Source organism: Acinetobacter sp. BY419, assembly GCF_019038395.1.
GTDB lineage: Bacteria > Pseudomonadota > Gammaproteobacteria > Pseudomonadales > Moraxellaceae > Acinetobacter.
In genome coordinates this window covers 74,667-100,373 of sequence record NZ_JAGFXZ010000007.1, presented here as the reverse complement: position 1 = coordinate 100,373, position 25,707 = coordinate 74,667, and the positions used below count along the sequence as shown (strand labels likewise).

Sequence of the window (25,707 nt, the reverse complement as noted above, 5' to 3'; positions counted from 1 at the left end):
TTTCTGACAAATATTTCTCAAATAAACTTCGAGTAATTTCTACCATCAATCAATGAAAATAATTTCGATCAATCAACCGGTAAAAATCCACACAAGTTGTTCTTCATAAGCTCTTAATGATCTTCTTAAAACCTCGTCAGTTCTAAGCTCCAACCCAATCACTTAACTTTTCGTTTCATGCATTGCGTTGGTGTGCTGCGTATTCTATACAGTTTCAAAACAAGCGCAAGAGCTTTTCTTGGAAATATTCAAAAAAAGCAACCATCCGTTTATTTTTTGACCTAAAAGGTTATTTTTAACATTTTTTTTGAGTTTTTCTATCTATTTCTGCATTAAAAGTTTAAGCAAATGTGAATTACCCAGCCTTATTCTTATAAAAAAAGATCACCTAAACATGATCTTTTTGATTCTTCATAAGAATATTTTAATTTGTCTACTCAGCGAGCCACACCATAAATTTTTGACGCTCAGTTTTCGAGGCCTTCTGCCATAATTGAATCAGCTGCTGATCAACCTGATCCGCTAACTGAGTATATACGACTGCAGGTTGCTTCACTTCTGTTGCAGCTTTAGTTGTCATATCAACTTTTTTAGTCAGCATACGATTTCCAAACCATGGTTTCGCTGCATCTTTAGCACCCGTCTGCTGAACCAGCAGCTGATTTTTTGCATCATACTAGGGACCAATAATTGGCTGACCTTATATTTCTGTGCGGCTTCAAAATCTTCAGGCACCTGAATGAGGAATAAACGATAAGTTTCACCATCTTTAAGACTTGGGGTTTTAAGCGCAACCACACCCGACATTAAAATGTCATGTGAGTTATCCGTATGCTGGGAAAATTCGTTATAGCGTACGCTGATCGCATTTACACTTGCATCTAAAGCATAAGCTTGATTAGAACGTAATAGACCGGACTTTAGCTCCTGGTCATTTACGGCAACACTTTTTATTTCTTCAGGTACTGTGACAGTCACTGCCGAAAAACTGATGTACTAAATAAAAATACTGCGGCAGTTGCTGCAATAGGTAAACCCATATCCTTTACTCATTTTTGGTTATTTATTAAAAATTAGCTGCACTATGCTGCGTCTAAATGACAATTTTATGACAAAGCTGGAGTGATACAGCCTGAGTTTTTAGCATTTATTTGGCTAGACATATCACATAATATCTAATAAATATGACTCTAAGATATAAAAAAAGAAGCACTAAAGTGCTTCTTTTCATCTAACTTTTCGACCTAAAACGATTTATGTGAAAGTCTTAAAGCGCTCTGCATCATCTATAAAGGTTTTTTCGCCTGCAGGTGCTTCAATCGAACCAAATACCAACTGAGCGCGAAGTTTCCAGTGAGATGGTATTCCGAAAGTTTGTGCAACTTCTTCATCAATAATTGGATTGTAGTGCTGTAATGAAGCCCCAATATTTTTTTCTGCCAAAGCTGTCCAGGTTGCAAACTGTGCAATAGCAGAAGAATGCTCTGACCAGACCGGGAAATTATCGGCATAGAGTGCAAACTGCTCCTGCATTGATTTCACCACATTCTGGTCCTCATAAAACAGTGCGGTACCATAACCTGCAGCAAAAGCATTGATCTTGCTATTGGTCGCCTCAAATGCATCTGCTGACACAAGATCACGTAAAGTTTCACGTACAATATGCCAGAAGGTATCATGTGATTGCCCGAATAAAATTACCACACGTGATGTTTGCGAGTTAAAAGATGAAGGACTGTATTTCACTGCATCTTTAATAATTTTTTCAATTTCTGCCTGATCCAGACTTACATTTTTTCCAATCGAATAAATACTACGGCGCTGCTTAATCTGATCTAAAAATGCCATGAATTCACCTCTGTATATTTTGATTATCAGTAACTCGATAAAGTCATACTACGTGCTTTAAGCACCCAATACAGGTGCATTTCGATAACAATGTGTTTTATTTATAGAACAATCGGATTTAGTTCTGAGTAGCGTATTTGTATCTAATTCCATGCACCGCTAGCATGCCGTTCGAGATCATGCGTTCTATAGAATTTTAATTAAATACTTTGAAACGGTGCTGATCCGACTTTTGTAATTTTTCTTCTACCGCTTGCTCAATTGAACCAAAGCAAAGTTGTGCACGCAACCACCAGTTCTTTTCAATGTCAAAATGCTCAGCGATCTTTTCATCAATCAGTGGATTATAATGCTGCAAGGATGCTCCCAAACCAGAATCTGCCAGCGTTGCCCATACGGCAAATTGCGCCATACCGGAAGTCTGTTCAGACCATGTTGGAAAATCCTCGCTATTTAATGGCATTTTCTTTTGTAATTGCTGAATCACGGATTGATCTTCATAGAATAAAATCGTGCCATAGGCTTGAGTACACTGATTCAGTTTCAGCTCTACTCCTTCATAAATATGCCCTGGTACATGCTGGCGTTGGACCTGTTTAACAATTTCCCAGAACTTATAATGAGAATCCGCAAATAACACCACAATGCGCGTACTTTGAGAATCATACGCGGAAGGACAACTGCGTACGGCTTCCTGAATGATTTCGCAAAGATAAGCCTGACTATAATGCACCCGCTTTCCAAGTTGATAGACACTACGGCGCTTTTTCAATTGATCAACAAAAGTCAGTTCCAAGTCATTATTCGGTTTGTTTTTTTTCGAAAATTTAAAGTCCTTGGTTATATCGCTTGTTAATACCTGACCAATTTTATTTAGCAATGCCATGCTCTACCTCACAAAACCAAGCTAAAACAGCCCGGATAATCCCCTATAATTATAATGGTTTTATTGAGACAGATAACTCTGCTTGATATTTTCAAGCTGCTTTTTAGAACATTCAAACCCTTTAAAAACAACAAACTCCGCACTTAGCGGAGTTTGTGTGAACTATAACGCATTATTCATTTTTCAGTTTCAAACAATGCAGCAACAAAAGATTTGGCAGAGAATGGGCGTAAATCATCAATTTTTTCACCCACCCCAATAAAGCGAATCGGCACATGGGTACGACTGGCGATATTAAACAGCACACCACCTTTGGCAGTGCCATCCAGTTTCGTAATCGTCAAACCGGTTAAGCCTACAGCCTCATCAAACATTTCGACCTGGTTAATGGCATTCTGGCCTGTTCCGGCATCCACAACCAACATGACTTCATGCGGTGCAGTAGCATCAATTTTCTGCATGACACGTTTTATTTTGGTCAATTCCTGCATTAAATAACCTTTGTTATGCAAACGACCGGCTGTATCAGCAATTAATACATCTACACCTTTGGCACGAGCACTTTCAAAAGCATCGAAAATGACCGAAGCTGAGTCTGCACCATGGCCTTGAGCCACGACCGCAATATTATTACGCTCACCCCAGATCTGTAGCTGTTCAGTTGCAGCTGCACGGAAAGTATCACCTGCTGCCAGCATGACAGTCTTACCTTCACCTTGTAGGCGTTTGGCCAGTTTGCCAATCGTGGTGGTTTTACCGACACCATTCACACCGACCACCAAAATCACATAAGGTGATTTATTCGGATCAATATGCATCGGTTTTACCCGTGGTGCCAATAAAGCCACCAGTTCTTCCTGAAGCGCTTTATAGAGTGAATGCGAGTAGATCAGATCACCACGTGCTGTACGTTCAGTCAGGTTAGCGATAATAGTTCTGGTTGCTTCAACACCAATATCGGCCACCAAAAGCTGCTCTTCGACTTCTTCTAATAATTCATCATCAATTTCTTTACCACCAATCAGGATATTGACCATCCCACCGGCAAGATTTTTACGGGTTTTGGTTAAACCCTCTTTCATACGGCTAAAGAAGCCACCTTTAGCCGCAGCATCTTCGGTCTCTGCTTCTGTTAAGGCAGGTGCAGAAACTACAGCTGTTTCACCTGGCGTTTCTACGATAGGCACATTGACCGCAGGTAAGCTCGGTAATGTGACATCATCATCTCCGATATCAGCATCAATCAAAAATTTGTTTTGCCCATTAGATTGCTGTTGCATGCCGAATCCTTGAAAAGCATTGCGTTAAAAACCCAGATTCTACCATAACTTGCCTGCTTTGCAGCTAGCAATGCAAATGCTGGACAAACATACCAAAAAGCTACAGCTCTCGGTTGCTTTCAAGCACGCATTTATTAAAAATAACTATAAATACAAATGCCTATTTTTGGGAGATCTAGTGTCCACCACCTTTTTGACTGTCTCCTCTTTCTCTCAAATGATCAAACAGATGCTTTATCCACTCGGCGCTGTCTTGCTCAGCCTGAGTTTTAGCCCGGTTCAGGCCCAAACCCGAAGTGAATTGTCACGTACTACTTTTGAAACTACCTTAGCTAATGGTTTAAAAGTCATTATTCGAGAAGACCATCGTGCGCCCATGGTGATGACACAGATCTGGTACAAAGTCGGCAGCAGTGATGAATCTGGAAATATTTTGGGGGTATCACATGCACTTGAACACATGATGTTCAAAGGTACGCATAAAGTTCCAAATGACGAATTTACCCGTCTTAGCCGGATTTATGGCGGCAGTATCAACGCAGCCACCTTTACCAATTACACCAATTATTATCAGCTCTATCCGAAAGCCTATTTTCCCATGGCCTTGGAACTTGAATCTGACCGTATGAGTAACTTATTACTGCGGCAGCAGGACTTTGCGCCAGAAATTAAAGTGGTCATGGAGGAACGGCGACAGCGTACCGATGACAACCCGCGTGCTCAGGCCTTTGAACGGTTTAAATGGATCAGTTATCCAACCAGCCATTATCGCCAGCCGGTGATTGGGCATATGAAAACCCTGAACAATATTCAATTGAATGATGTCAAAAAATGGTATCGGGACTGGTATAGCCCGAATAATGCCATTCTGGTGATTGTAGGGAATGTAGAATCTGAAGCGGCTTTGGCTCAGGTACAAAAATATTTTGCTGACATCCCCTCACGCCCAACACCAGCACGCAATGATGTACTGGAATTTGAACGCTTGGGCTATCGGCATATGGAAATTAACAGCAATGTTCAGGTAGCAAATCTGTACATGACCTGGAATGTAAAATCTCTCGCTACTGCCAAAAACCCCCAAGATTCGTATGCCTTGACTATTATTCGCAGCCTTTTGGACAGTGGTATTTCTTCGCGCCTGCAAGACCGCTTGGTACGTGATCGTAAGATCCTGACCTCTGTCAGTGTTTCTTATGATCCTTATAATCGAGGTGACAGCCTGTTTGGCATTTCTGCCCTACCTGCACCAGGCGTATCTTTGCAAGAAGCACAGCAAGCAATTCAGGATGAAGTAGATTTACTCAAAACCACCGCCATGACCCAGCAGGAAGTTAACCCTATCAGCACCCGCTTTATTTCCAGTTTAATTTATAGCCAGGACGATATTGCTGGCCAGGCCAAAATGATTGGAAATCTAGAAGTAAATGGACTGAGTTATCGCCTGATGGATGAATTACCGAAACACTTTGAAAGTGTCAGCGTCCAGGATATCCAGCGCGTCGCCAATGCCTATTTCGTCCGTGACAACCTCAGTACACTTTATCTCTCGCCTGAACAAAAAGCCCAATAATGGGGATTGCAATGCTTCATCACCTCCGTCCTTTTTTACTTATTCCTATTTTAAGTTTTGGTACTGCTGTCCATCCAGAAAACTATCTGGATCCTGAACCTGATCAAAATGATAATCCGAACCAGTTACAGTCTATTCCCCTGTTGCAAAGTCTCAAAGACATCAATCCGCAGCGTGCATTTCAGGCACCGTACATTCATGACCTGAACAACCGCTACGAGGTACGTACGCTATTTGTTGAAACGCAGGATCTTCCGATGGTGGATATCCAGCTGACCTTTAATGCCGGCTCGGCCCGTGATCAGGAAATTGCCAAAGGACTCTCTGGTCTGTCAAATATGGCAGCCAAGTTGATGCGTGAAGGTACAGACAAATATAACGCGAACCAGGTGGCGGCAGTTTTTGACCAAACCGGTGCACAATTTAGCGTACAAGCTTATCGGGACATGTTCGTGGTTCGTCTGCGTACGCTTTCAGACCCAAAGAAATTGGAGCCGGCACTCGGAATGATGATGGAGGTTTTAAAGAATGCCTCATTTAAACCATCCAGTATTAATCTGGCATTAAGCAATACACAAGTAGGACAAAAGCAATTACAGGAAAATCCCAGCCGGCTAATGGATATCCGCTTTTATCGCGCCCTGTATGGCCAACATCCTTATGCAGAACCGATTAGTGGCACCCAAGGCAGTACCAAGAAAATTAACGCAGAATTATTAAAAAAATTCCGCGATCAGTTTCTGGTGGCACAAAATATGAATATTGCTATTACGGGGAAACTTAGCCCGAAGCAGGCACGCGAACTGTCTGAACGAATTGCCGGCAATTTACCTCAAGGACAAAAAGCAGCGGCATTACCCCAACCTGAAATTAAATCTGGTTTTGAAGTGGTACATTTAGCCTATAACTCGTCTCAGGCACATGTCACTTTTGGACATTTAGGCCCAACCCGCTTTACTGAAGAAAAACTGGCTTTAGAAGTCGCCAATCGCATGTTTGGCGGTAGTGGATTTAATGCGGTACTCATGCAGGAACTACGGGTCAAACGTGGTTTTACCTACGGAGCTTATAGTTCATTAAGCTTTAGTCAGGCACCGGGAGTATTCAGCTTTAAATATTCTACGCGTCAGGATCAACTGCTGGACAGCATTCAGATCGCACATCAGGCATTTATCAACTTTGTCAGTCAACCGATTGATGCTCAGCGTCTGGAAGAAACCAAAGCAGGCATGCTGCGGGCCTTCCCTAACAATTACAGCAGTAATGCCACCATTAATGCCCAATTAGGTAATATGGGCTTTTATGGTGAACAAAATGATTATTTATCCAGTTATCCAGAGCGCTTGGCTAAGATCACGGCAACAGAGGTACAAAATGCAGTACGCAAGCATTTCCATCCAGATCGTTTAACTCTAGTTGTCGTCAACAAAGAACTGGATAAAGATGCCTTAAAAATGCGTTTGGAGCAGAATTTGATTGATACCAATTTCTACTTACCCACAAACCCTGTGCCTAACGCATCTCCACAGAAACCGGTGGAAGTTGACGTGCCCGCGACGACTCCTGCTGATAAGCCTGCATCAATTTAAGATACTGTCCACGGCGGATATGCTGCTGCTCTAATAGAGCAAGTGCCATATCCTGAGTTTGCGGTAAGTTTTGCTGTTCGGAAAGTTGCCGAATCTGGGTGACCTGAGTAATGTTAAGCGGACGATAGAGAGCAAATGCGGCTAAAAATAAAATCACTGCAATAATAAAAATAACCACACTGTTATAAATCTGTTCCAGATTAATTCTGCTGAAAAATTGACTTAGTTTTTCTGTATCTATAGACATACACTACCTCAGGTTAAAGGTAGTGTATGGTCGCCACTGCATAAGTTCAAGTCAGTACACTCAATATTCACAAGGACTGGAAATCTACTTATGCCAAGCTTAATTCATTGCTTTGGTTAGAATTGTGGAATAGAGCACCGCTGCCACCACTGCCAGTACGAGTAGAATCGCAAATTTACTTAAACCTGCTTCTGCTTCAGGTGGATGCAAGCGGTCTTCATCTGCAATACGGACTAATTCGCCATTATAGAGTTTATAAAACTGCTCACGCTGGTTTTCATCCAGCTCACGAGTAAAATTATATACTTCTTTGCGCTGTGCCAGACCACATTCACCCAAATGGGTAGATTTGCTAAATATGGCAGCATCAAGCTTTTTGCGATGCAAATCGGCAAGCTCCATAATTTGACCTGCAGTCGGTGGCATATCAAATTTCACACCATCTAGAGTTCTTGTCGTCATGGCTTTCTCCTTATTTGTTTGCTATCCATTTACAATGTAGCTTAATAATATTTATAGTTGTGTATAGTTTAATCAGTTAAACTATAACTGAAGTAAACGAATAAAGTCGAATAGTTGACATTTCCATTATTTTGTAATATTAGTTTAATAATACTAAGTTATATTTGTATTTAGACTTATGAGTCTGTCCTGTAATCATAATTAAAATTAAGGAGTTTTTATATGATACAACAACTCTCTCAACACGATCTTGAACATCTGTATGCAGATGCTGTGAACACTATTCAATCACAAATGAACTTTGTCGATGCGGTCAAACAGCTCGAAGATGCAGCTCGTGCCGGCCATGGTAAAGCAGCGCTTTTTTTAGCAGAACTTTATTATCAGGGTTTTCGGGTGGAACGAGATTCACTCAAAGCTCAGTACTGGCAAAACATGGCCACCATGCAAGCATAGAAAAACGTCGCCTAGGTGGCGTTTTTTTCAGCCATTTTTTCGATAAATAGCAATAAAGACATATTTTCTTACGATTACTTGCAAAGCTGAAACAGTAATTACTTATAAAGTTTCTAGAATAGGGGCTGTCATCCAATAGCACTTAATTCCAATGAAACCACGAACAATTATTCAAATTGATCCGATCTGCAAAGAATTTCTTCTGAAGATCACAATGCTGAAATCCATGATGAATTGTGGTGAGCTATGGGGTGCATATTATAAAGGCTGGGCAATGATGCGTGACCAGGAAGACTGTATTTTTCCATTCTGGCTCAATCCACTCGATGCCAAAAATTATGCCCAGCAACATTGGCCTGATTACATCCCACGTAAAATCAATTCTGAAGATTTTGAAAATGCATTATTGCCGACCTTGTCGCGACTGAATGTGACGCCAGCCCTGTGCAATACCAATGGCACTAAACTTAAACTGACTGCTGCACAGATGCGCCATCTATTTTTTTCGCAACAAAGACTGCACATTGCTTAAATAACATGTTATTTTTAAAGATTAAAACCTAAACACTTAGAGATGTTCAGGTTGAATACATACTCTAGGACTAATAATAAATTGACCGATAAGGATGATTAAGCATGACCAATGTGGCACAGGTGCTCAGTGAAAAAATGCATCAAGCTATTTATACCATCCGTCCAGATTCCACAGTTTTAGAGGCCATCACCTTGATGGCCGACAAAGGAATCGGGGCGCTTGTGGTAACCCATGAAGACAGTGTGGTGGGGATTTTGTCAGAAAGAGACTATACCCGTAAGATTGCCCTGATGCAAAGAACCTCATTTGATACTACAGTCAATGAGATCATGACCTCGAAAGTGATTACCGTAAATACCGCCACCACAGTAGAAGACTGTTTGTCACTGATGACTGATCGCCACATGCGGCATTTACCCGTTGTAGAACATGAAAAACTGATCGGTTTGATTTCAATTGGGGATTTGGTCAAAGCCGCTATGGATGATCAACGAAAATTAATTGAACAATTACAGCAATATATCTCAGGTTAAAACAACATCTGGATTTTTTTAAATATTTAAAACCCTTTTGAATATCCTGAATTTAAATATGATCAAGTTGAAAATTTATATCTGATGCATAAAAAATCCCGGTACACGTACCGGGATTTTTTATATAAATACTCTAAATAAAATCAGTTCAAACCTAATTTCTCTGCAACGTAATCTGAGTCTTTATCACCACGGCCCGATAGGTTGACCACAATCTTGATATCTTTTGGCAGTTTCCCGGCTTCACGAATTACCCAAGCTACCGCGTGCGCACTTTCTAGTGCAGGCACAATACCTTCTACACGTGATAAAGTCATAAATGCATTCAGACATTCCTCATCGGTCGCAGTGGTGTACTCTACCCGACCCAAATCTTTGAGCAAGCTATGCTGTGGCCCCACACCCGGGTAATCCAGACCAGAAGCAATTGAATGCACTGGCAATGGCTCGCCTTGTTCATCTTCCAGAACATAACAGGCCATACCATGTAACTGGCTCGGTTTACCCAGGGTCAAAGTGGCTGAATGCATATCGGTATCTAAACCATGTCCTGCCGGCTCAACTCCAACCAGCTTTACCTCAGGTTCATTCAAAAATGCAGTAAATGCACCTACTGCATTAGAACCACCACCGACACAGGCAACAATATAGTCAGGATTTGCACCAAAACGCTCATTGGCCTGGACTTTAATTTCATCGCCAATAATAGACTGAAAATCACGTACCATCATTGGAAATGGATGCGGTCCGACCACTGAACCAATGGCGTAGATGTAATTTTTCGGATCTTTTAAATATTCTTCGAAGGCACTGTCGACTGCATCTTTTAAGGTTGCTGTACCACGGGTCACGGAGATCAACTTGGCACCCAGAATCTTCATTTTCACGACATTTGGATGTTCTTTTTCGATATCCACCTGCCCCATATGAATTTCACATGGAATACCAACCAAGGCACATGCGGTTGCCAGTGCAACACCATGCTGGCCAGCACCGGTTTCTGCAATCACTTTGGTCTTGCCCATATATTTGGCCAGCAAAGCTTCGCCCAGACAGTGATTGATTTTATGTGCGCCGGTATGGTTCAGATCTTCACGTTTCAGATAAATCTGCGCCCCACCCAGCTGTTCAGACAAACGCTTGGCATGAAATAAAGGACTTGGACGACCAACATAATGGGCAAACAGATCTTTCAGTTCATTCTGAAACTCTTCAGTCTGACGAATTTCCTGATAGGCTACATTAATATCGTCCATGGCCTGCTTCAGATCAGGTGGAATAAACTGACCGCCATATTGACCAAAAAAACCCTCTTCATTCGGTAATGCAATACCATTAATTTGATGAGACATAATCACGCCCGAGATTTTAAAATAAGAGATAATGAGTGACTTTATACTAGAATAATTTGTTTTAAAGCACTAATTACTATAGCTAAAGTCACTTATAGATAAATGGAATTAACGCGCCAGATATTTAGTCATATCCTCAATGCCTTTTAGGGTCATTGGAAACATATGATCTTCAAAAATTTGCTTGATTAAGCCAATGCTATGCGTGTAATGCCAGTAATTTTCTTCTTCCGGATTGAGCCAGGCAGTTTTATCAAAATGCTGACGCAAACGCTGTAGCCAGATTTGCCCAGCTTCATCATTCATATATTCAACCGAACCGCCGACCGAGGTCAGTTCATAAGGTGCCATACTGGCATCACCGACCACTATCACCCGGTAATCACGACCATAGGTATTGAATAAATCCCAGGTATTCATGCGTGAGCTGGAACGACGGACATTGTCTTTCCAAACATAGTCATACAAACAGTTATGGAAATAGAAATATTCCAGAGTCTTGAATTCGGTTTTGGCTGCACTAAACAGTTTTTCACACTGGGCAATATGCGCATCCATCGAACCGCCAACATCAAACAGCATCAAGACCTTAATACGGTTACGGCGTTCCGGCACCAATTGCACATCCAGAATACCCTGCTTGGCCGTTTCACGAATCGTTCCGTCAATATCCAGCTCTTCTGCTGCACCCTGACGGGCAAATTTACGCAAACGGCGCAGCGCCATTTGCATCTGGCGACTCCCCAGAATCTGCTCATCATCCAGATTTCGATATTGGCGCTGCTCCCAGACTTTCACCGCAGAGCGTTTCCGTCCCGGCCCACCAATACGCACCCCTTCAGGGTGATCACCATAAGCACCAAACGGCGAAGTGCCGCCAGTGCCAATCATCTTGTTGCCGCCCTGATGTTTTTTATGCTGTTCACGCAAGCGCTCTTCGAGCATTTTCATCAGTTCTTCCAGCGATCCGGCTTTTTTCAGTTCTTCGCGCTGTTCAGGGGTCAGATGTTTCTCGATAAGCTCCAGATCAAACCAGTCTTTGGGTAACTTATGTACCTGATTAAGAAGCTCATCAATATCAAAGGTCTGAATACCATCAAAGTAATCTTTCATGGCGCGGTCGAACTTATCGAAATAACGCTCGTCCTTGACCATCACGGTTTTGGCGAGCTGATAGAATTCGTCCTGATCGGCAAAGACCAGTCCTGCGGCAACCGCCTGATTCAGGTCAATCAGTTCGCGGGTCGATACCGGCACGCCGTATTTGCGTAAGGTATAAAACAGTCGCACAAACATGCGTGTTTCTCCCTTAACGACGTGACATAAAGGCTAGACGTTCAAGCAACTGCACATCCTGCTCGTTTTTAATCAATGCGCCGTACAAGGGTGGAATCGCTTTAGATTTGTCGGTATTGCGCAGAATATCTTCCGGCATGTCGTCAGCCATGAGCAGACTGAGCCAGTCAATCAGTTCAGAAGTTGAAGGTGGTTTTTTCAACCCCGGAATCTGACGCAATTTAAAGAAGACTTGCAAAGCTTCATTCACCAATGTTGCAGAGATATTCTCAAAATGCACATCGATGATTTCACGCATGGTGGCTTCATCCGGGAATTCGATATAGTGAAAGAAACAACGGCGCAGGAATGCATCCGGCAATTCTTTTTCATTATTTGAAGTAATGATCACAATCGGACGCTGGGTTGCGGTAATGGTCTCGCCCGTCTCGTACACATAGAACGACATTTTATCGAGTTCATGCAACAAGTCATTTGGAAACTCAATGTCTGCCTTGTCAATTTCATCAATCAGCAGTACACAGCGCTCTTCACTGGTAAAGGCTTCCCACAGTTTGCCCGGCTTGATGTAGTTCTTGATGTCATAGACACGATCATCACCAAGCTGGCTGTCACGCAGGCGCGATACGGCATCGTATTCATATAGACCTTGTTGCGCCTTGGTAGTGGACTTGATATGCCAGGTAATCAGTTTTAAACCCAGGCTTTCTGCTACTTGCTCGGCCAGTAAGGTCTTCCCTGTACCCGGCTCGCCTTTGACCAGCAACGGTTTTTGCAAACTGCGTGCAGCTTTTACTGCAAGCTTTAAACTGTCAGTCGCGATGTACTGATCGGTACCTGAAAATTGTTGATTATCAGCAGACATGATTGAACCTTATTTTTTACTTACAGCGGTGAACTTTTCTCGTGAACACGAATATTGCTTTTGTTCGACACATAGGTCGACCAGCAATAGCCAATCACAGATCCAATCCCAATGACAAATAAAATAAGTGACGCATTAATCCAAACCAGGGGCTGTTCCTTGGTCAACATGCCGAATAACAGACCGAAGATCGCTGGTGCAATGGAAGCATTCGGCCCCTCGGATACCGTTGGGGTCAGCAGAATCGCAAAGGCCACAATCCACAAAAAACCGCCCATAGGTTTAGGCAGGCGCTTGGTTATGTCATACCAGCACCATAAAGCAATCAGGCTGCCAAGCAGATAAACTGCCACAGCAATGCTCTGTTCAGGAATTGAGTCTAATACAGCGACATAACCATTCATTTCACAACTCCTGAATCAACATTAAGCACCGCGTAAGCCTTCTGGTGCAACTGCATTGGGATCAATCAAACCTTCGGGCGGCATTTGCAGAAAGAAACCGCGGGTTGCAATAGAATCCATGACATGCAAGACATTGGCACGTGCCAGTTTACGCGATTCGCTTAATTCAAGATGCATGACAAAAGTCGCACGGCCAAATGCAGCTTGCACGGCTTCTGACAGAACGCTTAAAGGTTCGAATGTTTCAGCTTCGCTTTCATTCGCAGGACGCGCCACATACAGATACATTTCACTTTTTTTGCTGGATTTGTAGATAGACACTTGCATATTTCAAACGACTTTTCTGGAAAAACAACCGCAAGGATACATCAAAAAAAAGACAGAAACATTAGCCACGTCTCATGCATGAGTCGTGATTTTGTATAATTGCCTTTTCTTTAACCAATCCTGTAGCCAATCACTCGCTGACTTTCATTTGGGTAGACAGATAAGATTCATCTTGATGCAATACCTGAATCAGTGGCTGAGTTAATAACTCATAACGCCAGCCCAGTAGATATTCCGGCAGATCCTGCTCATCCTTATGAAAGACCACATGCTGATACAAGGCATTCAGCCATTTTTTGCGCATCAAGACTTCTTTCGGAATTGAGGTTTCATTGACCACGTTCTGGATAATAGCATCAATTTTTTCGCCGATATCTCTGGAAGAATGGCGAATTGGACGTGCCAGACGTAGTGGCCAGTGTGCCGGTTCAGGCAGGAATTTCAGTAAATCCAAAATGGTTTTGCCATGCTCACGGATTACATTCGAACGAATATCTTTCACATGACTGAGCTGAAAATTATTACGCGGGAACTTTTCGACCAGGTCGATCATGCTGGCATTTTTCAGGATGAAACTGCGTGGCTGATTCAGTGCTTTGGCAATCTGATCGCGCCAGACCATCAATTGCTGCAGTTGCATCAGCTGACGGCGTGAATGTCGGTAATTGCCGACATCCTGATATAACAAAGCCGTTGGTGTATCTTCACCAATTTCCTGGGTCAGAAAACGACAGTCTTGCAAGGCAAAATCCAGCAGATCTTTTCTATCCAGATCCTGTTTAATTTTTTCCGACAGTTGTACCAGATAATGCACATCGTTAGCAGCATAGAGCAACTGTTCGGAACTAAGTGGACGTGCCAGCCAGTCAGAACGGGTCTGGTCTTTTTCAATATCCACTTCCAGCATCTGCTTCAGCGCATTTTGATAGCTCACTTGCAGACCATGCCCCAGAAATGACATGCCGACCTGGGTATCAAACACATTACTTAGCGATTTCTTCTGGGTATAGTGATAAATCAGGTCGATATCTTCACTACAGGCATGAAAAATATTCTGTTGAGCATTAAAAATTTTATTGAGGAACTCGGTCAGATCTAGCGTGGTTCCATCCAACAAATAGACTTTGTTATCTACATTGATCTGAAAAACACCCAGCTTAGGCCACAAGGTATCGACCTTGATAAACTCGGTATCAAGTCCATATACAGAACTCTGATCCATGAGGTTTAGTACTTGATTTAATTCGTTTTGATGTTGAATAAATTGGAACATAGAACTGAGTCTAAGATTAGATTCTTGATAGATCTATATTAACTGATCTATAGAATTTTTGTATAAAAAATAACGCCTATTCCACGCTATTTCCTAAAAAACAACCCTTATGCATAAGATTCTTCATTTCAATTAATATCTTTTTTATATTAAAACTAACAAGATTTTTAAGTAAAACTTACTTCATGCGCATCCGGTTATGTACCGCCTGACTCAAGGTATGACTATCGACATATTCCAGCTCACCACCTTGCGGTACGCCTTGGGCAATTCGGGTCATGTGGATTGGCAAATGCTTGCTGGCCTCTACCAGATAATGTGCAGTAGCCTGTCCTTCTACCGTCGCATTGGTCGCCAGAATCACTTCCTTAACCTGACTATTGGCCAAACGGTGCAACAAGTACGGAATACCTATCTCCTCCGGTCCAATACCATCGAGGGGAGACAAGTGTCCGCCCAATACATGATATTTACCTCTAAAGCTGCCACTTTGCTCAATCGCCATCACATCTGCAGGTGATTCCACCACACAGAGCAATTCATCATCACGATCCAGCGAACTGCAAATATTGCAGACTTCATCTTCGGTCAGCGAATGACACACTGAACATTCATGAATGTGGTTGGTGGCTTCAGTCAATGCATGCGCCAGACCGACTGCACCTTCACGATTCTTCATTATCATATGCAAAGCCATACGTTGAGCCGATTTCGGCCCAACGCTTGGCAAAATGCGTAATGCTTGAACGAGTTGATCAAAACGATCACTAAACATTGCGCATTCTTCCTTAGAACATACCAGCCAAGCCAGGTGGTAAACCCATGCCCGAATTTGCGGCTTTCATTCTTTCATCAGAAACCAGTTCTGCCTGACGCGCTGCATCATTCATTGCAGCTGCAATCAGGTCTTCGATCATGTCTGGATCATCCTGAAGTAATTCAGGATTGATTTCGATACGCTTCACTACATTACGGCAAGTCATGGTCACTTTCACCAGACCACCACCCGCTTCCGCATGCACTTCAGTTTGCGCCAGCTCTTCCTTGGCTTTTTTTACATTGTTTTCAACTTCTTTTTGCATGCGCTGAGCTTGCTGCATCAACATGTTAATGTTCATAAATATCTCCGAACATAAATTTATAAAATTAGATAAGATCTAAACCGCGAGTAATATCACGAATAATATCACCAATCTCTTCCAAACCAACAGAAACACGAATTAAACCTTCACGGATGCCTGCAGCTTCTTTGGCTTCAGGCGACAATTTACCGTGTGTCGTGGTTGCCGGATGAGTAATCGTGGATTTGACATCACCCAGATTACCTGTGATCGAGATAAACTGAGTATTATCGATGACCGTCCAAGCGCCTTCACGACCGCCTTTCACTTCAAAAGAAACAATACCACCAAAACCGGTCTGCTGTTTCACTGCCAGTTCATGACCCACATGCTCAGGCAGACCTGCATAATAAACTTTCTCTACTTTCGGATGCTGTTTCAAAAATTCAGCCAGTTGCTGTGCACTTGCTGAATGTTCACGCATGCGCAAACGCAGAGTTTCCAAGCCTTTCAGGAAAACCCAGGCATTGAATGGGCTCATTGACGGGCCAGTAGTACGCACATAACCGAAGATTTCCTCAAGCAGCTTGTGATTACCGACGACAGCACCACCTAGCGCACGGCCTTGGCCATCCAGATATTTAGTCGCAGAATACACCACCAGATCTGCACCAAATTTGAGGGGTTGTTGTAACACTGGTGTACAGAAGCTGTTATCAATCGCCAGTAAAGCATCATTGGCATGCGCAATATCGGCAAGCGCCTGAATATCTGCCACTTCTGCCAACGGATTCGAGGGAGATTCAACAAATAGAAGTTTGGTTTCAGGCTTGATGGCATTTTTCCATGCATCCAGGTCGCTCAAGTCAACAAAATCAACGCTGACGCCAAATTTTGCGACATATTTTTCAAACATGGAAACAGTAGAGCCAAAGACTGCACGTGAACAAATCACATGATCGCCCGCTTTTAAAAATGCCATCGCAACTGCCATAATAGCCGCCATACCAGAACTGGTGGCTACGGCGCGCTCTGCACCTTCAAGTGCAGCCAGTCGCTTTTCAAACATGGCAACAGTAGGATTGGTAAAGCGAGAATAGATATTGCCCGGTTCCTGGCCTGAGAATTTTGCTGCGGCTTCAGCAGCATTTTCATAAACAAAGGACGATGTTAGAAAAATCGGTTCACCATGTTCACCTTCAAAACTGCGGGTATGACCGGTACGAATGGCTAAAGTTTCTAATTGGTAAGAAATATCGTCTTGCTGGCTCATCGCTTTACCTCAGCCCTCAGGCTGCCTTTTGTAAAAAATTGCCAACATTTTGAGCGCCTAAGCTATTTCAGGTCAAGGCATAATAAGCGAATATTGCCTAGACTTCGATCAATCCTCCCGCGGATACGGATATTTTATTTACATGATTCAGTTAAAACAAAACTTTCAGCGCCAGCAAAAAAAATTGAAACACCTGAGTACCCGGATATTTAATGCCTCCTCGCTCATTCTGTCTCAAAAAAACCCGTTTGAATATATTGCCGACACCAAGTTTTGCAAGATTCGCTATTACGCTTCACCCGAAAAAAAATACAAGGAACCGCTGGTGTTCATTGCACCCTTGGCGATTAATATGGATATCTATGATCTGTATCCTTATCGTTCGCTGGTCAAGCATTTCCAGCATAGCGGGTTTGATGTCTATCTGGTGGAATGGAAATGTTTTAACTTTAAACATCGCCACCTGAATTTTTTATCATTTATCGATGCTGCCATTCCTCAATCTATTGAAACTATCTGCAACCATTCTGGTAGTCAGTTCATTTCCCTACACGGCTGGAGTATGGCTGGCGTGTTTGTCACGCTCTATACCGCCTTGCATTCGCCTGAACATGTCAAGAATCTGATCGTGGTTGGCAGCCCGATTGACAGCTATGCTTCAGGACGTGTTGGCAAACTGTTTTCTACAACCAATAAACTGATTTCTAAAAATAAAAATCTAAAACAGGCCATTCATCAAGGGCTGATTCCGAAACAGTATATTCATACACCGGGTATTTTAAATGCCTTGGGTTTCAAATTACTTGACCCGATCGGCTGGTTCAAAAGCCAAAAGCGGTTTTTGCTGAATCTGGATCAGGCCAAAGATGTCTATGAACATGCGACCATGGGAAACTTCCTGAATAAGATGATTGATTATCCGGGCGGGATTAATCAGGACATGATGCTGCATTTATGGCTACAAAATCCTTTAAAGCAAGGCTCTATTACTTTAAATGGACGTACCGTTGACCTTAAAAATATTAGCTGCTCCCTATTGGTGGGTGCCGGTCAATTCGACCAGATTGTCACAGAACAGTCAGCTAAGCCTTTGATAGAATTGACAAGTAGCCCAGATAAGACGTTTACTCTTATTCCAGGTGGCCATTTAGGGCTGATGTCCAACCAGAAAACAGCAAATATATTCTGGCCAAAAATGACGACCTGGTTGGCGCAACGCTCGAAACGTCTTGATGCTTAACGTAGATTTCCGCATCAGCAAACACATTAAAACTTAGCAATATATTTAAACATTTTCAGAGGGTACAGCATGATTCAGTCAGTAGCATTTATTGGCTTAGGTGCAATGGGTTATCGTATGGCAGCACATTTGCCCAAGCATTTTGATACGGTCTACGTCTGGAACCGCAACTTTAACAAGGCAGAGCAACATGCTGCTGAATATGGCACCCAGGCCGTAACACTGGAACAAGCCGCACAGGCAGATGTGATTTTTTCCTGCCTGCCCACCAGTGCCGATGTAGAACAACTTCTGGAAAATTTGTCGCTTAAATCGGGTTCAGTCTGGGTCGACTGCACCAGTGGTGTACCAGATTCCGCGCAAAAACTGGCAGCCCACCTGGCTGGACGTGGGGTGATCTTTCTGGATGCCCCCGTGAGCGGCCAAACCATGGGTGCTGAAAATGGCACTTTAACGGTGATGGTGGGCGGCAATGCACAGGGTTATGAAAAAGCCCTTCCTGCAATGCAGGCTTTTGGCAAGCTGATCAAGCATGTGGGTGAATCTGGCGCAGGCTTTGCAGTCAAAGCCGTAAATAATATGTTAATGGCTGTAAACCTGTGTGCCGTCGCAGAAGGCTTTACTACCCTGAAAGCGCATGGGGTAAACCTGCATGAGGCACTAGACTGTATTAATGCTTCAAGTGGTAAAAGTATGGTGACCGAAACAGTATTGCCACAGCGTATTTTAAATCGAAGCTTTCCTTTAACCTTTGCCCTGCCACTCTTGGCCAAAGATACCGGGATTGCAATCGACCTCGCGCGTGCAGCCAAACTTTCTGCACCTGTGTTATCTTTATTAACCCAGAATCTGATTCAGGCAGCCAGCGACCTGTCGGATAAAAACAGTGATTTTTCCAGTGCTGTGAAAATGTATGAATCATGGAGTAATATTACCATCGAGTAATATCTCGCCATTGAATAATGATAATGAAACCTCATATTGTGACTGGTAGGCAGGCACATATAGTGGATAACCCAGAGGAAACTCGCATGAAGAAATTTTCTGTTGCAGCATTGATTGGCATCGCAACTATGTTCGGGGCTTCGACATCGGTTTTTGCATCTGAACAAGAGTGCAAAAAATTAAAAAATGATCACGATGTGATTTATGCATCTAAAGGTTTCTGTTTCAAAGACCCTGAAGCAAAAGCCAAGTTCGGTAATGACAACTGCTATACAACCAAGCCAAAATTCTCGGAAAAAGAGCAACAACGTCTTGACGCGATCAAAGATCGTCAGAAAGAATTGAACTGTAAATAATTCAGTTTAATGACGCTCAAGGAATGTACTTATGACTTACGATGATCAGAATATTTTTGCACGAATTCTACGCGGTGAACTTCCTGCGATTAAAGTGTATGAAGACGACCAGGTTCTTGCATTTATGGACATCATGCCTCAGGCAGAAGGTCATACACTGGTTGTTCCAAAAACTCCGGCAATCACTTTACTGGACTTACCGCCTGAAGCTGCAGCCTATACGATTCAAATCATACAGAAAGTTGCAAAAGCCATTGAAAAAGGTTTGGGGGTAGATGGTATTGTTCTGATGCAATTATCAGGTGCCGCAGCGGGTCAGACCGTTCCACACGTACATTTCCATCTGGTTCCTACCTCTTTGCACAATCTGGGCAAACATGCTGCACAGATGGGCGATCAGAAAAAAATTAAAGCATTGGCCGAAAAAATAAAAGCAGCACTTTAAGCTATTTTTAACATCTAAAAATGGAGCTTCGGCTCCATTTTTTATATCTGATGTATTTCACTCTGGGTTGTTTTTAATTTTTATAACATCTCCATCAACTTATCTGTATGTGGATCAATGCCTTCTATCCCACTCACACTCCTTTAAAAAATAAAGCAATGATTGTGTTTAATATTTTTGAAATATTCCCTTAATCATATTGACTTATTTGTAATGAATACTTGGCACCAATAGAGCAGTAGATGTTTCAAAACGATACTGAAACTTGTTTTTAAGACGATGAATAAAAAAGTCTTTATTGGAGCAACACATGAAAAAAACGTTATCTGCATTAGCAATCGGGGCAACAATTTTAACACCTGTCATGGCAGCTGCTGCTGACGTTAAAATATATGGTCGCGCACACGTTTCTTTAGATTATCTGGATGATGGTGCAGATTATAACGAAGTCGGGCTTTCCTCAAACTCATCGCGCCTGGGCTTTAAAGCTGAACAAAAATTAGAAAATGGCATGACCGTATTCGGTCAAATCGAACAGGAAATTAACTTTGCAAGTGGTTCTGCAAACGATGATGTTGAATTTGCGACTCGCGATACTTTCGTAGGTTTAAAGGGTGATTTCGGTCAAGCACGTATCGGTCGCTTTGACAGCCCATTTAAAGCAGCACGTGCCCCGGTCAATTTCTTTGGCGATATGGTCGGCGATGTTCGTAACGTCACACGTGTAGGCAACCTGCGTTTTGATGAACGTAATGCCAACACGATTGAATATAAATCACCAAAATTTGCTAGCGGCTTTAACGTATTAGGTGCACTTTCCTTACATGAAACAAATAGCCCGGATGCAACTAAAGATGGCGAAAAGAACAAAGATAAAGCATATGACCTCGCTTTAACCTATAAGGAAGGTAAAGTTGATTTCGCTGCTGCCTATGAACACTACGAAGAAGAAGCTGCTCGTGGCGAGCGCGATGGCTTCCGTATTGCCGGCGCCTACAAAATCACACCTGAGTTCAATCTGGGTGGTTTATACCAATTCCTTCAACACGATAATTCTGAAGAAAATCCGGATGCACAGGTATTTGGTATAGCGGGTGAATATAAATTTGCAGCAAAAACCTCATTGCGTGGTGAGGTATTTCACCGTGATGTCGATGCAGATGATGCGAATGCAACTTTACTTGCAATCGGGCTTGAGCACCTTTTAGATCCAACTGTCCGTATTTATGGCAATGTTGCGACTGTACTGAATGATGAAAACTCAAGCCTTAGCCCTTGGGCACAAGGTCGCAGCAATGCTGTAGCTGGCGCACGTGGTGAAAACAGTTTGGGACTTTCTTTAGGGATGCGTTACGACTTCTAGATCCCACCTGCCTCATCAAGCCGAACAAGAACATGTTTCCAGCATGTTCTTTTTTGTGCGTCTTATTGGAATAAAAATTATGAGAAAGATTATGACACTAATATCCGGCCTATATAAAACCAACTTAAATAGTTTGATTAATTTATCCCAATATTTTAAATCCAAGCATTTTAATCTGATTAAAAAATATAAAACCATATTAATCCCACTAAAACAATCTACATTAAAATATATAAATATAAGCATTTTAGTCGGGTATATAATAAGCTAATGTTACAGAAAATAATCAATCTTAATTAGAATAATTATCAAGCTAGAATAAAAATATTACCATTAAATTCAATATTTTATAAATATATATTTATTTAAACTGTTTCACCTATTTCTTTTTTAGTTACAATAGATTAATAATATGCAACAAGTCATAAAACAGGCTTATTCGAATGAGCTTAGTTCGCAAAAATCTAAACCAAAAAGTGGTTAGAGAAATAACTGCTATTTTAATTATCAAAGTTATTCTTTTGCTGATAATTAAAAGTATCTGGTTTGACGCACCTACTATTCCTAAAAATTTTGACAACCAAGTCGCCGAGCATATTGCCGGCAATTCTTCCCAAATCCAGGAGACACGTTGATGATTTCTGAAAGCGTGGTCGATCTCTCGCGGTTCCAGTTTGCCATGACCGCGATGTATCACTTTATTTTTGTACCACTCACTTTAGGTCTAGCATTTCTGCTTGCCATTATGGAAACCACCTATGTGATTTCCGGCAAAGAAATCTATAAAGACATGACCAAGTTCTGGGGAAAGCTGTTTGGTATTAACTTTGCATTAGGAGTAACCACCGGCCTGACCATGGAGTTCCAGTTCGGAACCAACTGGGCTTATTACTCGCATTATGTCGGTGATATTTTTGGAGCACCGCTTGCGATTGAAGGCTTGATGGCCTTCTTCCTTGAATCGACCTTTATTGGCTTATTCTTCTTTGGCTGGGATCGTCTGTCTAAAGTACAGCATCTGATAGTAACCTGGCTGGTAGCTTTAGGTTCGAACATGTCTGCGCTATGGATTCTGATCGCCAATGGCTGGATGCAAAACCCGGTCGGCTCTGTATTCAATTATGAAACCATGCGTATGGAAATGGTAGACTTTGCTGCACTGATCTTTAATCCGGTCGCTCAGGTTAAATTCGTACATACAGTGTCTGCCGGTTATGTCACAGGTGCTATTTTCGTACTGGCGATTTCAAGCTTCTATATGCTGAAAAAACGTGACCTGCCGTTTGCACGCCGTTCTTTTGCGATTGCAGCCATCTTCGGGCTTGCTTCTACACTTTCAGTGATTTTACTAGGTGATGAATCGGGTTATGAGCTGGGTGATGTCCAAAAAACCAAACTGGCTGCGATTGAAGCAGAATGGGATACGCATCCTGCACCAGCAGCATTTACTTTATTTGGTATTCCAAATGAAGAAACGCAAACTACCGATTATGCAATCAGAATTCCTTATGTGATGGGCTTGATTGCCACCCGTTCCACAACTGAACAAGTGACCGGTATTAAAGATCTGATTACTCAGCACGAACAGCGTATCCGTAACGGTATGGTTGCATATGAACAGTTAGAACTGTTACGTGCAGGAGACAAATCACCTGAACTTAAAGCAGCCTTTGATGAATCACAAAAAGACCTCGGCTATGGTCTGCTGCTGAAAAAATACACGCCAAATGTAGTCGATGCGACTGAAGAGCAAATCAAATCTGCTGCTGCAGATACGATTCCGCATGTACCAAGCCTGTTCTGGGCATTCCGTGCCATGGTGGGTTCTGGCTTCCTGATGCTGCTTCTATTCATTCTGGCAACGTTTGCAGTAGCAAAACGTAATGCTGAAAACAAGCCATGGTTATTGAAATTTGCCTTATTTGCGCTTCCTTTACCTTGGATTGCAGCACAAACCGGCTGGTATGTCGCAGAAGTAGGCCGTCAACCATGGACCATTGGTGAAGTATTGCCGACTCATCTTTCAGCATCCAGCTTAAGCACAGGTGATGTTTGGGGTTCAATCCTGGCACTGGCAGCGTTCTATACAGTATTGCTGATCATTGAGATGTATCTGATGATCAAGTTCTCACGTCTTGGCCCAAGCTCACTGCATACGGGTAAATACCATTTCGAAAAACCTAATTCTCAAGTAACAGCCGAGCAAGAAGACGCAGTTCTTCCAGAAGGCGCAACTGGCGAGGTTCAATCATGATTGAATACGAACTGCTCAAAATTATCTGGTGGGTATTGGTCGGTGTCTTGCTGATTGGCTTTGCCCTCACCGATGGCTTCGATATGGGTGCTATGGCGATCATGCCATTTGTGGGCAAAAATGATAGCGAGCGCCGTGCCGCAATCAATACCATTGCCCCGCACTGGGACGGCAACCAGGTCTGGTTCATTACAGCCGGTGGTGCTTTATTCGCTGCCTGGCCAATGGTCTATGCAACCGCCTTCTCCGGCATGTACTGGGCACTGTTGCTGGTACTGTTTGCCCTGTTCCTGCGCCCGGTCGGATTTGACTATCGCTCAAAACTGAAAAATACCAAATGGCGCAATTCTTGGGACTGGGGTTTGGCCATTGGTGGCGCTGTTCCGGCACTGGTCTTTGGTGTTGCGTTCGGTAATATGTTCCTGGGTGTACCTTTTACCCTGGATGAAACAGTACGCTCTACCTATACCGGCAGTTTCTTTGCCCTGCTGAATCCATTTGCAATTGTGTGCGGTCTGGTCAGTTTATCAATGCTATGTGCACATGGTGGTGCATGGCTGATGCTGCGTACAGATGGTGAGCTACGTCAGCGTTCTGCAAAAGCAACGCAAATCATGGGCTTGATTTTCCTGGCAACCTTCCTGGCTGCGGGTGCATGGTTGTACTTTGGTGGCATTCAAGGTTATACACTGGTTACTCCTTTTGATACCAATGGTGTTGCCAATCCGCTCGCTAAAGAAGTACTGACCAATGCCAACCCTGGCTGGATGAACAACTACTCGACTTATCCAATTACGATGGCAGCTCCGATTGCCGGCATTTTGGGTGGTTTAATTATTGTGCTGGCAGCAGGTAAAAACAAAGCTGGCTTGAGCTTCCTGGGTTCATCTCTGGCAGTCGTCGGTGCAATTCTAACTGCCGGTTTTGCCCTGTTCCCGTTCTTGATGCCATCCAGCTTGAATCCTACAGTGAGTCTGACCATGTGGGATGCAGTATCCAGCAAAAATACCTTAACAGTGATGACTATTGCTGCCTGTATCTTTGTTCCTATCATCCTGGCATACACTACCTGGTGTTATTACAAGATGTGGGGCGTGATTACCAACAAACACATTGAAGATAATTCACACAGCCTGTACTAAGGCTGTGTTCTAAGGAGACAAAATTATGTGGTATTTTGCCTGGACTCTAGGAGTACTTATGGCGTGTTTTGCCAGTGTGATTGCTGCAATTTACATGGAACAACACCAAGACTTGGACGAGGAATAAAACATGACCGAAGCTGCGCTTGAAAAAACCGTTGTAGACAAGAAACCAAACAAATTTGCGATGATGATTTCCTGCCTGCTGGCTTTTCCTCTCGCAGCAGTGTTATTGGTTCATCCCTCTGCAATGCTGGATGCCAACGGTGAATATAGCCATAGTGCCATGATGTATATCATGATTGGTATTTCTGGAGGCTTTGTCCATGGCGTAGGCTTTGTGCCCCGCCACTGGTTCTGGAAATGGCTATTTAGTCCGTTTTTGGCCTGGCCACTAATGCTGTGGGGTTATTACACTTGGTTTTTCAACTAAGAATCGTATAAAAAAGCACGCTTCGGCGTGCTTTTTTAGCTCCATACTTTTATATATATTTGGTTTTAACTATGCTTCACTCAAATTTTCAAAATAATATCAACAAGAACATTTAGCAAAAAAGTCACTAAGACACGCAGTAAATATTATGCTGAATTTCAAGCAGACGGGCTACTGATTTTTAGATTATTATTCACCCAATAAATATGAAAAACAACCATTAAAAAACCTTTACATAAAAACCTTATGCGCTTATATTTTAAGCAAAT

The 25,707-nt window shown here is 42.7% G+C and carries 29 protein-coding genes and 1 pseudogene; 15 read left to right on the top strand and 15 right to left on the bottom strand.

Features of this window, described 5'->3' with window-relative positions:
- Positions 1-433: 433 nt before the first annotated feature.
- The 4 genes and pseudogenes from KUG37_RS04660 to ftsY form a co-directional block, all read right to left on the bottom strand.
- A pseudogene (locus KUG37_RS04660) lies at positions 434-1,040 on the bottom strand (DUF2057 family protein).
- Between the two features lie 214 nt (positions 1,041-1,254).
- On the bottom strand, positions 1,255-1,848 hold the full coding sequence (locus KUG37_RS04655; protein WP_216937087.1) for a nitroreductase family protein: 594 nt from the start codon (positions 1,846-1,848) through the stop codon (positions 1,255-1,257).
- Between the two features lie 196 nt (positions 1,849-2,044).
- The gene (locus tag KUG37_RS04650; RefSeq protein WP_216940231.1) at positions 2,045-2,734 is read right to left on the bottom strand and encodes a nitroreductase family protein; all 690 of its coding nucleotides are present in this window, start codon (positions 2,732-2,734) and stop codon (positions 2,045-2,047) included.
- 176 nt (positions 2,735-2,910) lie between these two features.
- Positions 2,911-4,014: a signal recognition particle-docking protein FtsY gene (gene ftsY, locus KUG37_RS04645; protein WP_216940229.1), complete on the bottom strand. Its 1,104-nt coding sequence runs from the start codon at positions 4,012-4,014 to the stop codon at positions 2,911-2,913.
- 178 nt (positions 4,015-4,192) lie between these two features.
- Between ftsY and KUG37_RS04640 the strand changes: the two genes are divergently transcribed.
- Both KUG37_RS04640 and KUG37_RS04635 read left to right on the top strand, forming a co-directional pair.
- A complete protein-coding gene (locus KUG37_RS04640; RefSeq protein WP_216937090.1) occupies positions 4,193-5,587 on the top strand; it encodes a pitrilysin family protein in 1,395 nt (464 codons plus the stop codon).
- An 11-nt stretch (positions 5,588-5,598) separates the two neighbouring features.
- Positions 5,599-7,176 carry a pitrilysin family protein gene (locus KUG37_RS04635; protein WP_216940227.1) on the top strand — a complete coding sequence of 526 codons (1,578 nt, stop codon included), beginning with the start codon at positions 5,599-5,601 and terminating at the stop codon, positions 7,174-7,176.
- Here the strand turns inward: KUG37_RS04635 and KUG37_RS04630 are convergent.
- Positions 7,100-7,423 carry a hypothetical protein gene (locus tag KUG37_RS04630; protein ID WP_216937092.1) on the bottom strand — a complete coding sequence of 108 codons (324 nt, stop codon included), beginning with the start codon at positions 7,421-7,423 and terminating at the stop codon, positions 7,100-7,102. The two genes, KUG37_RS04635 and KUG37_RS04630, sit on opposite strands and share 77 nt — an antisense overlap.
- A gap of 99 nt (positions 7,424-7,522) precedes the next feature.
- Positions 7,523-7,885 (bottom strand): hypothetical protein, encoded by a 363-nt coding sequence (locus tag KUG37_RS04625; RefSeq protein ID WP_216937093.1) that lies wholly within the window; start codon positions 7,883-7,885, stop codon positions 7,523-7,525.
- A 222-nt stretch (positions 7,886-8,107) separates the two neighbouring features.
- Here KUG37_RS04625 and KUG37_RS04620 point away from each other — a divergent pair, with 222 nt between their 5' ends.
- The 3 genes from KUG37_RS04620 to KUG37_RS04610 all read left to right on the top strand — a co-directional run bounded on the left by KUG37_RS04620 (position 8,108) and on the right by KUG37_RS04610 (position 9,409).
- Positions 8,108-8,341: a hypothetical protein gene (locus tag KUG37_RS04620; RefSeq protein ID WP_216937094.1), complete on the top strand. Its 234-nt coding sequence runs from the start codon at positions 8,108-8,110 to the stop codon at positions 8,339-8,341.
- A gap of 151 nt (positions 8,342-8,492) precedes the next feature.
- Positions 8,493-8,873 carry a DUF2750 domain-containing protein gene (locus KUG37_RS04615; RefSeq protein ID WP_216937095.1) on the top strand — a complete coding sequence of 127 codons (381 nt, stop codon included), beginning with the start codon at positions 8,493-8,495 and terminating at the stop codon, positions 8,871-8,873.
- 104 nt (positions 8,874-8,977) lie between these two features.
- On the top strand, positions 8,978-9,409 hold the full coding sequence (locus KUG37_RS04610; protein WP_216937096.1) for a CBS domain-containing protein: 432 nt from the start codon (positions 8,978-8,980) through the stop codon (positions 9,407-9,409).
- A gap of 143 nt (positions 9,410-9,552) precedes the next feature.
- Here the strand turns inward: KUG37_RS04610 and trpB are convergent, their stop codons facing one another.
- The 9 genes from trpB to KUG37_RS04565 all read right to left on the bottom strand — a co-directional run bounded on the left by trpB (position 9,553) and on the right by KUG37_RS04565 (position 17,260).
- Positions 9,553-10,761: a tryptophan synthase subunit beta gene (gene trpB, locus KUG37_RS04605; protein ID WP_216937097.1), complete on the bottom strand. Its 1,209-nt coding sequence runs from the start codon at positions 10,759-10,761 to the stop codon at positions 9,553-9,555.
- Positions 10,762-10,869: 108 nt separating this feature from the next.
- The gene (locus tag KUG37_RS04600) at positions 10,870-12,057 is read right to left on the bottom strand and encodes a VWA domain-containing protein (RefSeq protein ID WP_216937098.1); all 1,188 of its coding nucleotides are present in this window, start codon (positions 12,055-12,057) and stop codon (positions 10,870-10,872) included.
- 13 nt (positions 12,058-12,070) lie between these two features.
- Positions 12,071-12,922, bottom strand: coding sequence for a MoxR family ATPase (locus KUG37_RS04595; RefSeq protein ID WP_216937099.1), 852 nt, complete (start codon positions 12,920-12,922; stop codon positions 12,071-12,073).
- Positions 12,923-12,942: 20 nt separating this feature from the next.
- Positions 12,943-13,326: a hypothetical protein gene (locus KUG37_RS04590; RefSeq protein WP_216937100.1), complete on the bottom strand. Its 384-nt coding sequence runs from the start codon at positions 13,324-13,326 to the stop codon at positions 12,943-12,945.
- Between the two features lie 21 nt (positions 13,327-13,347).
- A complete protein-coding gene (locus KUG37_RS04585; RefSeq protein ID WP_216937101.1) occupies positions 13,348-13,653 on the bottom strand; it encodes a YcgL domain-containing protein in 306 nt (101 codons plus the stop codon).
- 130 nt (positions 13,654-13,783) lie between these two features.
- On the bottom strand, positions 13,784-14,926 hold the full coding sequence (locus KUG37_RS04580; protein ID WP_216937102.1) for an HRDC domain-containing protein: 1,143 nt from the start codon (positions 14,924-14,926) through the stop codon (positions 13,784-13,786).
- Between the two features lie 178 nt (positions 14,927-15,104).
- The gene (gene recR / locus KUG37_RS04575) at positions 15,105-15,701 is read right to left on the bottom strand and encodes a recombination mediator RecR (RefSeq protein WP_216937103.1); all 597 of its coding nucleotides are present in this window, start codon (positions 15,699-15,701) and stop codon (positions 15,105-15,107) included.
- 13 nt (positions 15,702-15,714) lie between these two features.
- Complete coding sequence (locus tag KUG37_RS04570) at positions 15,715-16,044, bottom strand: YbaB/EbfC family nucleoid-associated protein (RefSeq protein WP_004731251.1); 330 nt, start codon at positions 16,042-16,044, stop codon at positions 15,715-15,717.
- A 28-nt stretch (positions 16,045-16,072) separates the two neighbouring features.
- Positions 16,073-17,260, bottom strand: a complete 1,188-nt coding sequence (locus KUG37_RS04565) for an O-succinylhomoserine sulfhydrylase (protein WP_216937104.1) — start codon at positions 17,258-17,260, stop codon at positions 16,073-16,075.
- Positions 17,261-17,402: 142 nt separating this feature from the next.
- Here KUG37_RS04565 and KUG37_RS04560 point away from each other — a divergent pair, with 142 nt between their 5' ends.
- From KUG37_RS04560 to KUG37_RS04515, 10 genes are all read left to right on the top strand, one after another.
- Positions 17,403-18,500: an alpha/beta fold hydrolase gene (locus KUG37_RS04560; RefSeq protein WP_216937105.1), complete on the top strand. Its 1,098-nt coding sequence runs from the start codon at positions 17,403-17,405 to the stop codon at positions 18,498-18,500.
- A 69-nt stretch (positions 18,501-18,569) separates the two neighbouring features.
- Complete coding sequence (locus KUG37_RS04555; protein WP_216940225.1) at positions 18,570-19,445, top strand: NAD(P)-dependent oxidoreductase; 876 nt, start codon at positions 18,570-18,572, stop codon at positions 19,443-19,445.
- 86 nt (positions 19,446-19,531) lie between these two features.
- Positions 19,532-19,801, top strand: coding sequence for a YARHG domain-containing protein (locus tag KUG37_RS04550; protein WP_216937107.1), 270 nt, complete (start codon positions 19,532-19,534; stop codon positions 19,799-19,801).
- A gap of 31 nt (positions 19,802-19,832) precedes the next feature.
- Entirely contained in the window at positions 19,833-20,246 is a 414-nt protein-coding gene (locus tag KUG37_RS04545; protein ID WP_216940224.1) for an HIT family protein, read from the top strand.
- A gap of 310 nt (positions 20,247-20,556) precedes the next feature.
- Positions 20,557-21,609 carry a porin gene (locus KUG37_RS04540; RefSeq protein WP_216937109.1) on the top strand — a complete coding sequence of 351 codons (1,053 nt, stop codon included), beginning with the start codon at positions 20,557-20,559 and terminating at the stop codon, positions 21,607-21,609.
- 443 nt (positions 21,610-22,052) lie between these two features.
- Positions 22,053-22,244: a cytochrome oxidase putative small subunit CydP gene (gene cydP, locus KUG37_RS04535; protein WP_216937110.1), complete on the top strand. Its 192-nt coding sequence runs from the start codon at positions 22,053-22,055 to the stop codon at positions 22,242-22,244.
- Positions 22,244-23,863 carry a cytochrome ubiquinol oxidase subunit I gene (locus KUG37_RS04530; protein ID WP_216940223.1) on the top strand — a complete coding sequence of 540 codons (1,620 nt, stop codon included), beginning with the start codon at positions 22,244-22,246 and terminating at the stop codon, positions 23,861-23,863. Before cydP ends, KUG37_RS04530 begins: the two co-directional genes overlap by 1 nt.
- Positions 23,860-25,005, top strand: coding sequence for a cytochrome d ubiquinol oxidase subunit II (gene cydB / locus KUG37_RS04525; protein ID WP_216937324.1), 1,146 nt, complete (start codon positions 23,860-23,862; stop codon positions 25,003-25,005). Before KUG37_RS04530 ends, cydB begins: the two co-directional genes overlap by 4 nt.
- 25 nt (positions 25,006-25,030) lie before the next feature.
- Entirely contained in the window at positions 25,031-25,132 is a 102-nt protein-coding gene (cydX, locus tag KUG37_RS04520; protein ID WP_216937326.1) for a cytochrome bd-I oxidase subunit CydX, read from the top strand.
- A 3-nt stretch (positions 25,133-25,135) separates the two neighbouring features.
- The gene (locus tag KUG37_RS04515; RefSeq protein ID WP_216940222.1) at positions 25,136-25,438 is read left to right on the top strand and encodes a cyd operon YbgE family protein; all 303 of its coding nucleotides are present in this window, start codon (positions 25,136-25,138) and stop codon (positions 25,436-25,438) included.
- Positions 25,439-25,707 lie beyond the last annotated feature (269 nt).

What these genes read in the sequence shown, in the direction of transcription:
- KUG37_RS04655 (WP_216937087.1), bottom strand. Translation starts at nt 1,848, where the DNA reads ATGGCATTTTTAGATCAGATTAAGCAGCGCCGTAGTATTTATTCGATT.
- KUG37_RS04570 (WP_004731251.1), bottom strand. Translation starts at nt 16,044, where the DNA reads ATGAACATTAACATGTTGATGCAGCAAGCTCAGCGCATGCAAAAAGAA.
- cydB (WP_216937324.1), top strand. Translation starts at nt 23,860, where the DNA reads ATGATTGAATACGAACTGCTCAAAATTATCTGGTGGGTATTGGTCGGT.
- KUG37_RS04565 (WP_216937104.1), bottom strand. Translation starts at nt 17,260, where the DNA reads ATGAGCCAGCAAGACGATATTTCTTACCAATTAGAAACTTTAGCCATT.
- KUG37_RS04530 (WP_216940223.1), top strand. Translation starts at nt 22,244, where the DNA reads ATGATTTCTGAAAGCGTGGTCGATCTCTCGCGGTTCCAGTTTGCCATG.
- KUG37_RS04600 (WP_216937098.1), bottom strand. Translation starts at nt 12,057, where the DNA reads ATGTTTGTGCGACTGTTTTATACCTTACGCAAATACGGCGTGCCGGTA.
- KUG37_RS04580 (WP_216937102.1), bottom strand. Translation starts at nt 14,926, where the DNA reads ATGTTCCAATTTATTCAACATCAAAACGAATTAAATCAAGTACTAAAC.
- KUG37_RS04555 (WP_216940225.1), top strand. Translation starts at nt 18,570, where the DNA reads ATGATTCAGTCAGTAGCATTTATTGGCTTAGGTGCAATGGGTTATCGT.
- cydX (WP_216937326.1), top strand. Translation starts at nt 25,031, where the DNA reads ATGTGGTATTTTGCCTGGACTCTAGGAGTACTTATGGCGTGTTTTGCC.
- KUG37_RS04590 (WP_216937100.1), bottom strand. Translation starts at nt 13,326, where the DNA reads ATGAATGGTTATGTCGCTGTATTAGACTCAATTCCTGAACAGAGCATT.
- trpB (WP_216937097.1), bottom strand. Translation starts at nt 10,761, where the DNA reads ATGTCTCATCAAATTAATGGTATTGCATTACCGAATGAAGAGGGTTTT.
- KUG37_RS04595 (WP_216937099.1), bottom strand. Translation starts at nt 12,922, where the DNA reads ATGTCTGCTGATAATCAACAATTTTCAGGTACCGATCAGTACATCGCG.
- KUG37_RS04635 (WP_216940227.1), top strand. Translation starts at nt 5,599, where the DNA reads ATGCTTCATCACCTCCGTCCTTTTTTACTTATTCCTATTTTAAGTTTT.
- KUG37_RS04610 (WP_216937096.1), top strand. Translation starts at nt 8,978, where the DNA reads ATGACCAATGTGGCACAGGTGCTCAGTGAAAAAATGCATCAAGCTATT.
- KUG37_RS04560 (WP_216937105.1), top strand. Translation starts at nt 17,403, where the DNA reads ATGATTCAGTTAAAACAAAACTTTCAGCGCCAGCAAAAAAAATTGAAA.
- recR (WP_216937103.1), bottom strand. Translation starts at nt 15,701, where the DNA reads ATGTTTAGTGATCGTTTTGATCAACTCGTTCAAGCATTACGCATTTTG.
- ftsY (WP_216940229.1), bottom strand. Translation starts at nt 4,014, where the DNA reads ATGCAACAGCAATCTAATGGGCAAAACAAATTTTTGATTGATGCTGAT.
- KUG37_RS04540 (WP_216937109.1), top strand. Translation starts at nt 20,557, where the DNA reads ATGAAAAAAACGTTATCTGCATTAGCAATCGGGGCAACAATTTTAACA.
- KUG37_RS04630 (WP_216937092.1), bottom strand. Translation starts at nt 7,423, where the DNA reads ATGTCTATAGATACAGAAAAACTAAGTCAATTTTTCAGCAGAATTAAT.
- KUG37_RS04625 (WP_216937093.1), bottom strand. Translation starts at nt 7,885, where the DNA reads ATGACGACAAGAACTCTAGATGGTGTGAAATTTGATATGCCACCGACT.
- KUG37_RS04650 (WP_216940231.1), bottom strand. Translation starts at nt 2,734, where the DNA reads ATGGCATTGCTAAATAAAATTGGTCAGGTATTAACAAGCGATATAACC.
- KUG37_RS04550 (WP_216937107.1), top strand. Translation starts at nt 19,532, where the DNA reads ATGAAGAAATTTTCTGTTGCAGCATTGATTGGCATCGCAACTATGTTC.
- KUG37_RS04620 (WP_216937094.1), top strand. Translation starts at nt 8,108, where the DNA reads ATGATACAACAACTCTCTCAACACGATCTTGAACATCTGTATGCAGAT.
- KUG37_RS04585 (WP_216937101.1), bottom strand. Translation starts at nt 13,653, where the DNA reads ATGCAAGTGTCTATCTACAAATCCAGCAAAAAAAGTGAAATGTATCTG.
- KUG37_RS04515 (WP_216940222.1), top strand. Translation starts at nt 25,136, where the DNA reads ATGACCGAAGCTGCGCTTGAAAAAACCGTTGTAGACAAGAAACCAAAC.
- KUG37_RS04545 (WP_216940224.1), top strand. Translation starts at nt 19,833, where the DNA reads ATGACTTACGATGATCAGAATATTTTTGCACGAATTCTACGCGGTGAA.
- KUG37_RS04615 (WP_216937095.1), top strand. Translation starts at nt 8,493, where the DNA reads ATGAAACCACGAACAATTATTCAAATTGATCCGATCTGCAAAGAATTT.
- cydP (WP_216937110.1), top strand. Translation starts at nt 22,053, where the DNA reads ATGAGCTTAGTTCGCAAAAATCTAAACCAAAAAGTGGTTAGAGAAATA.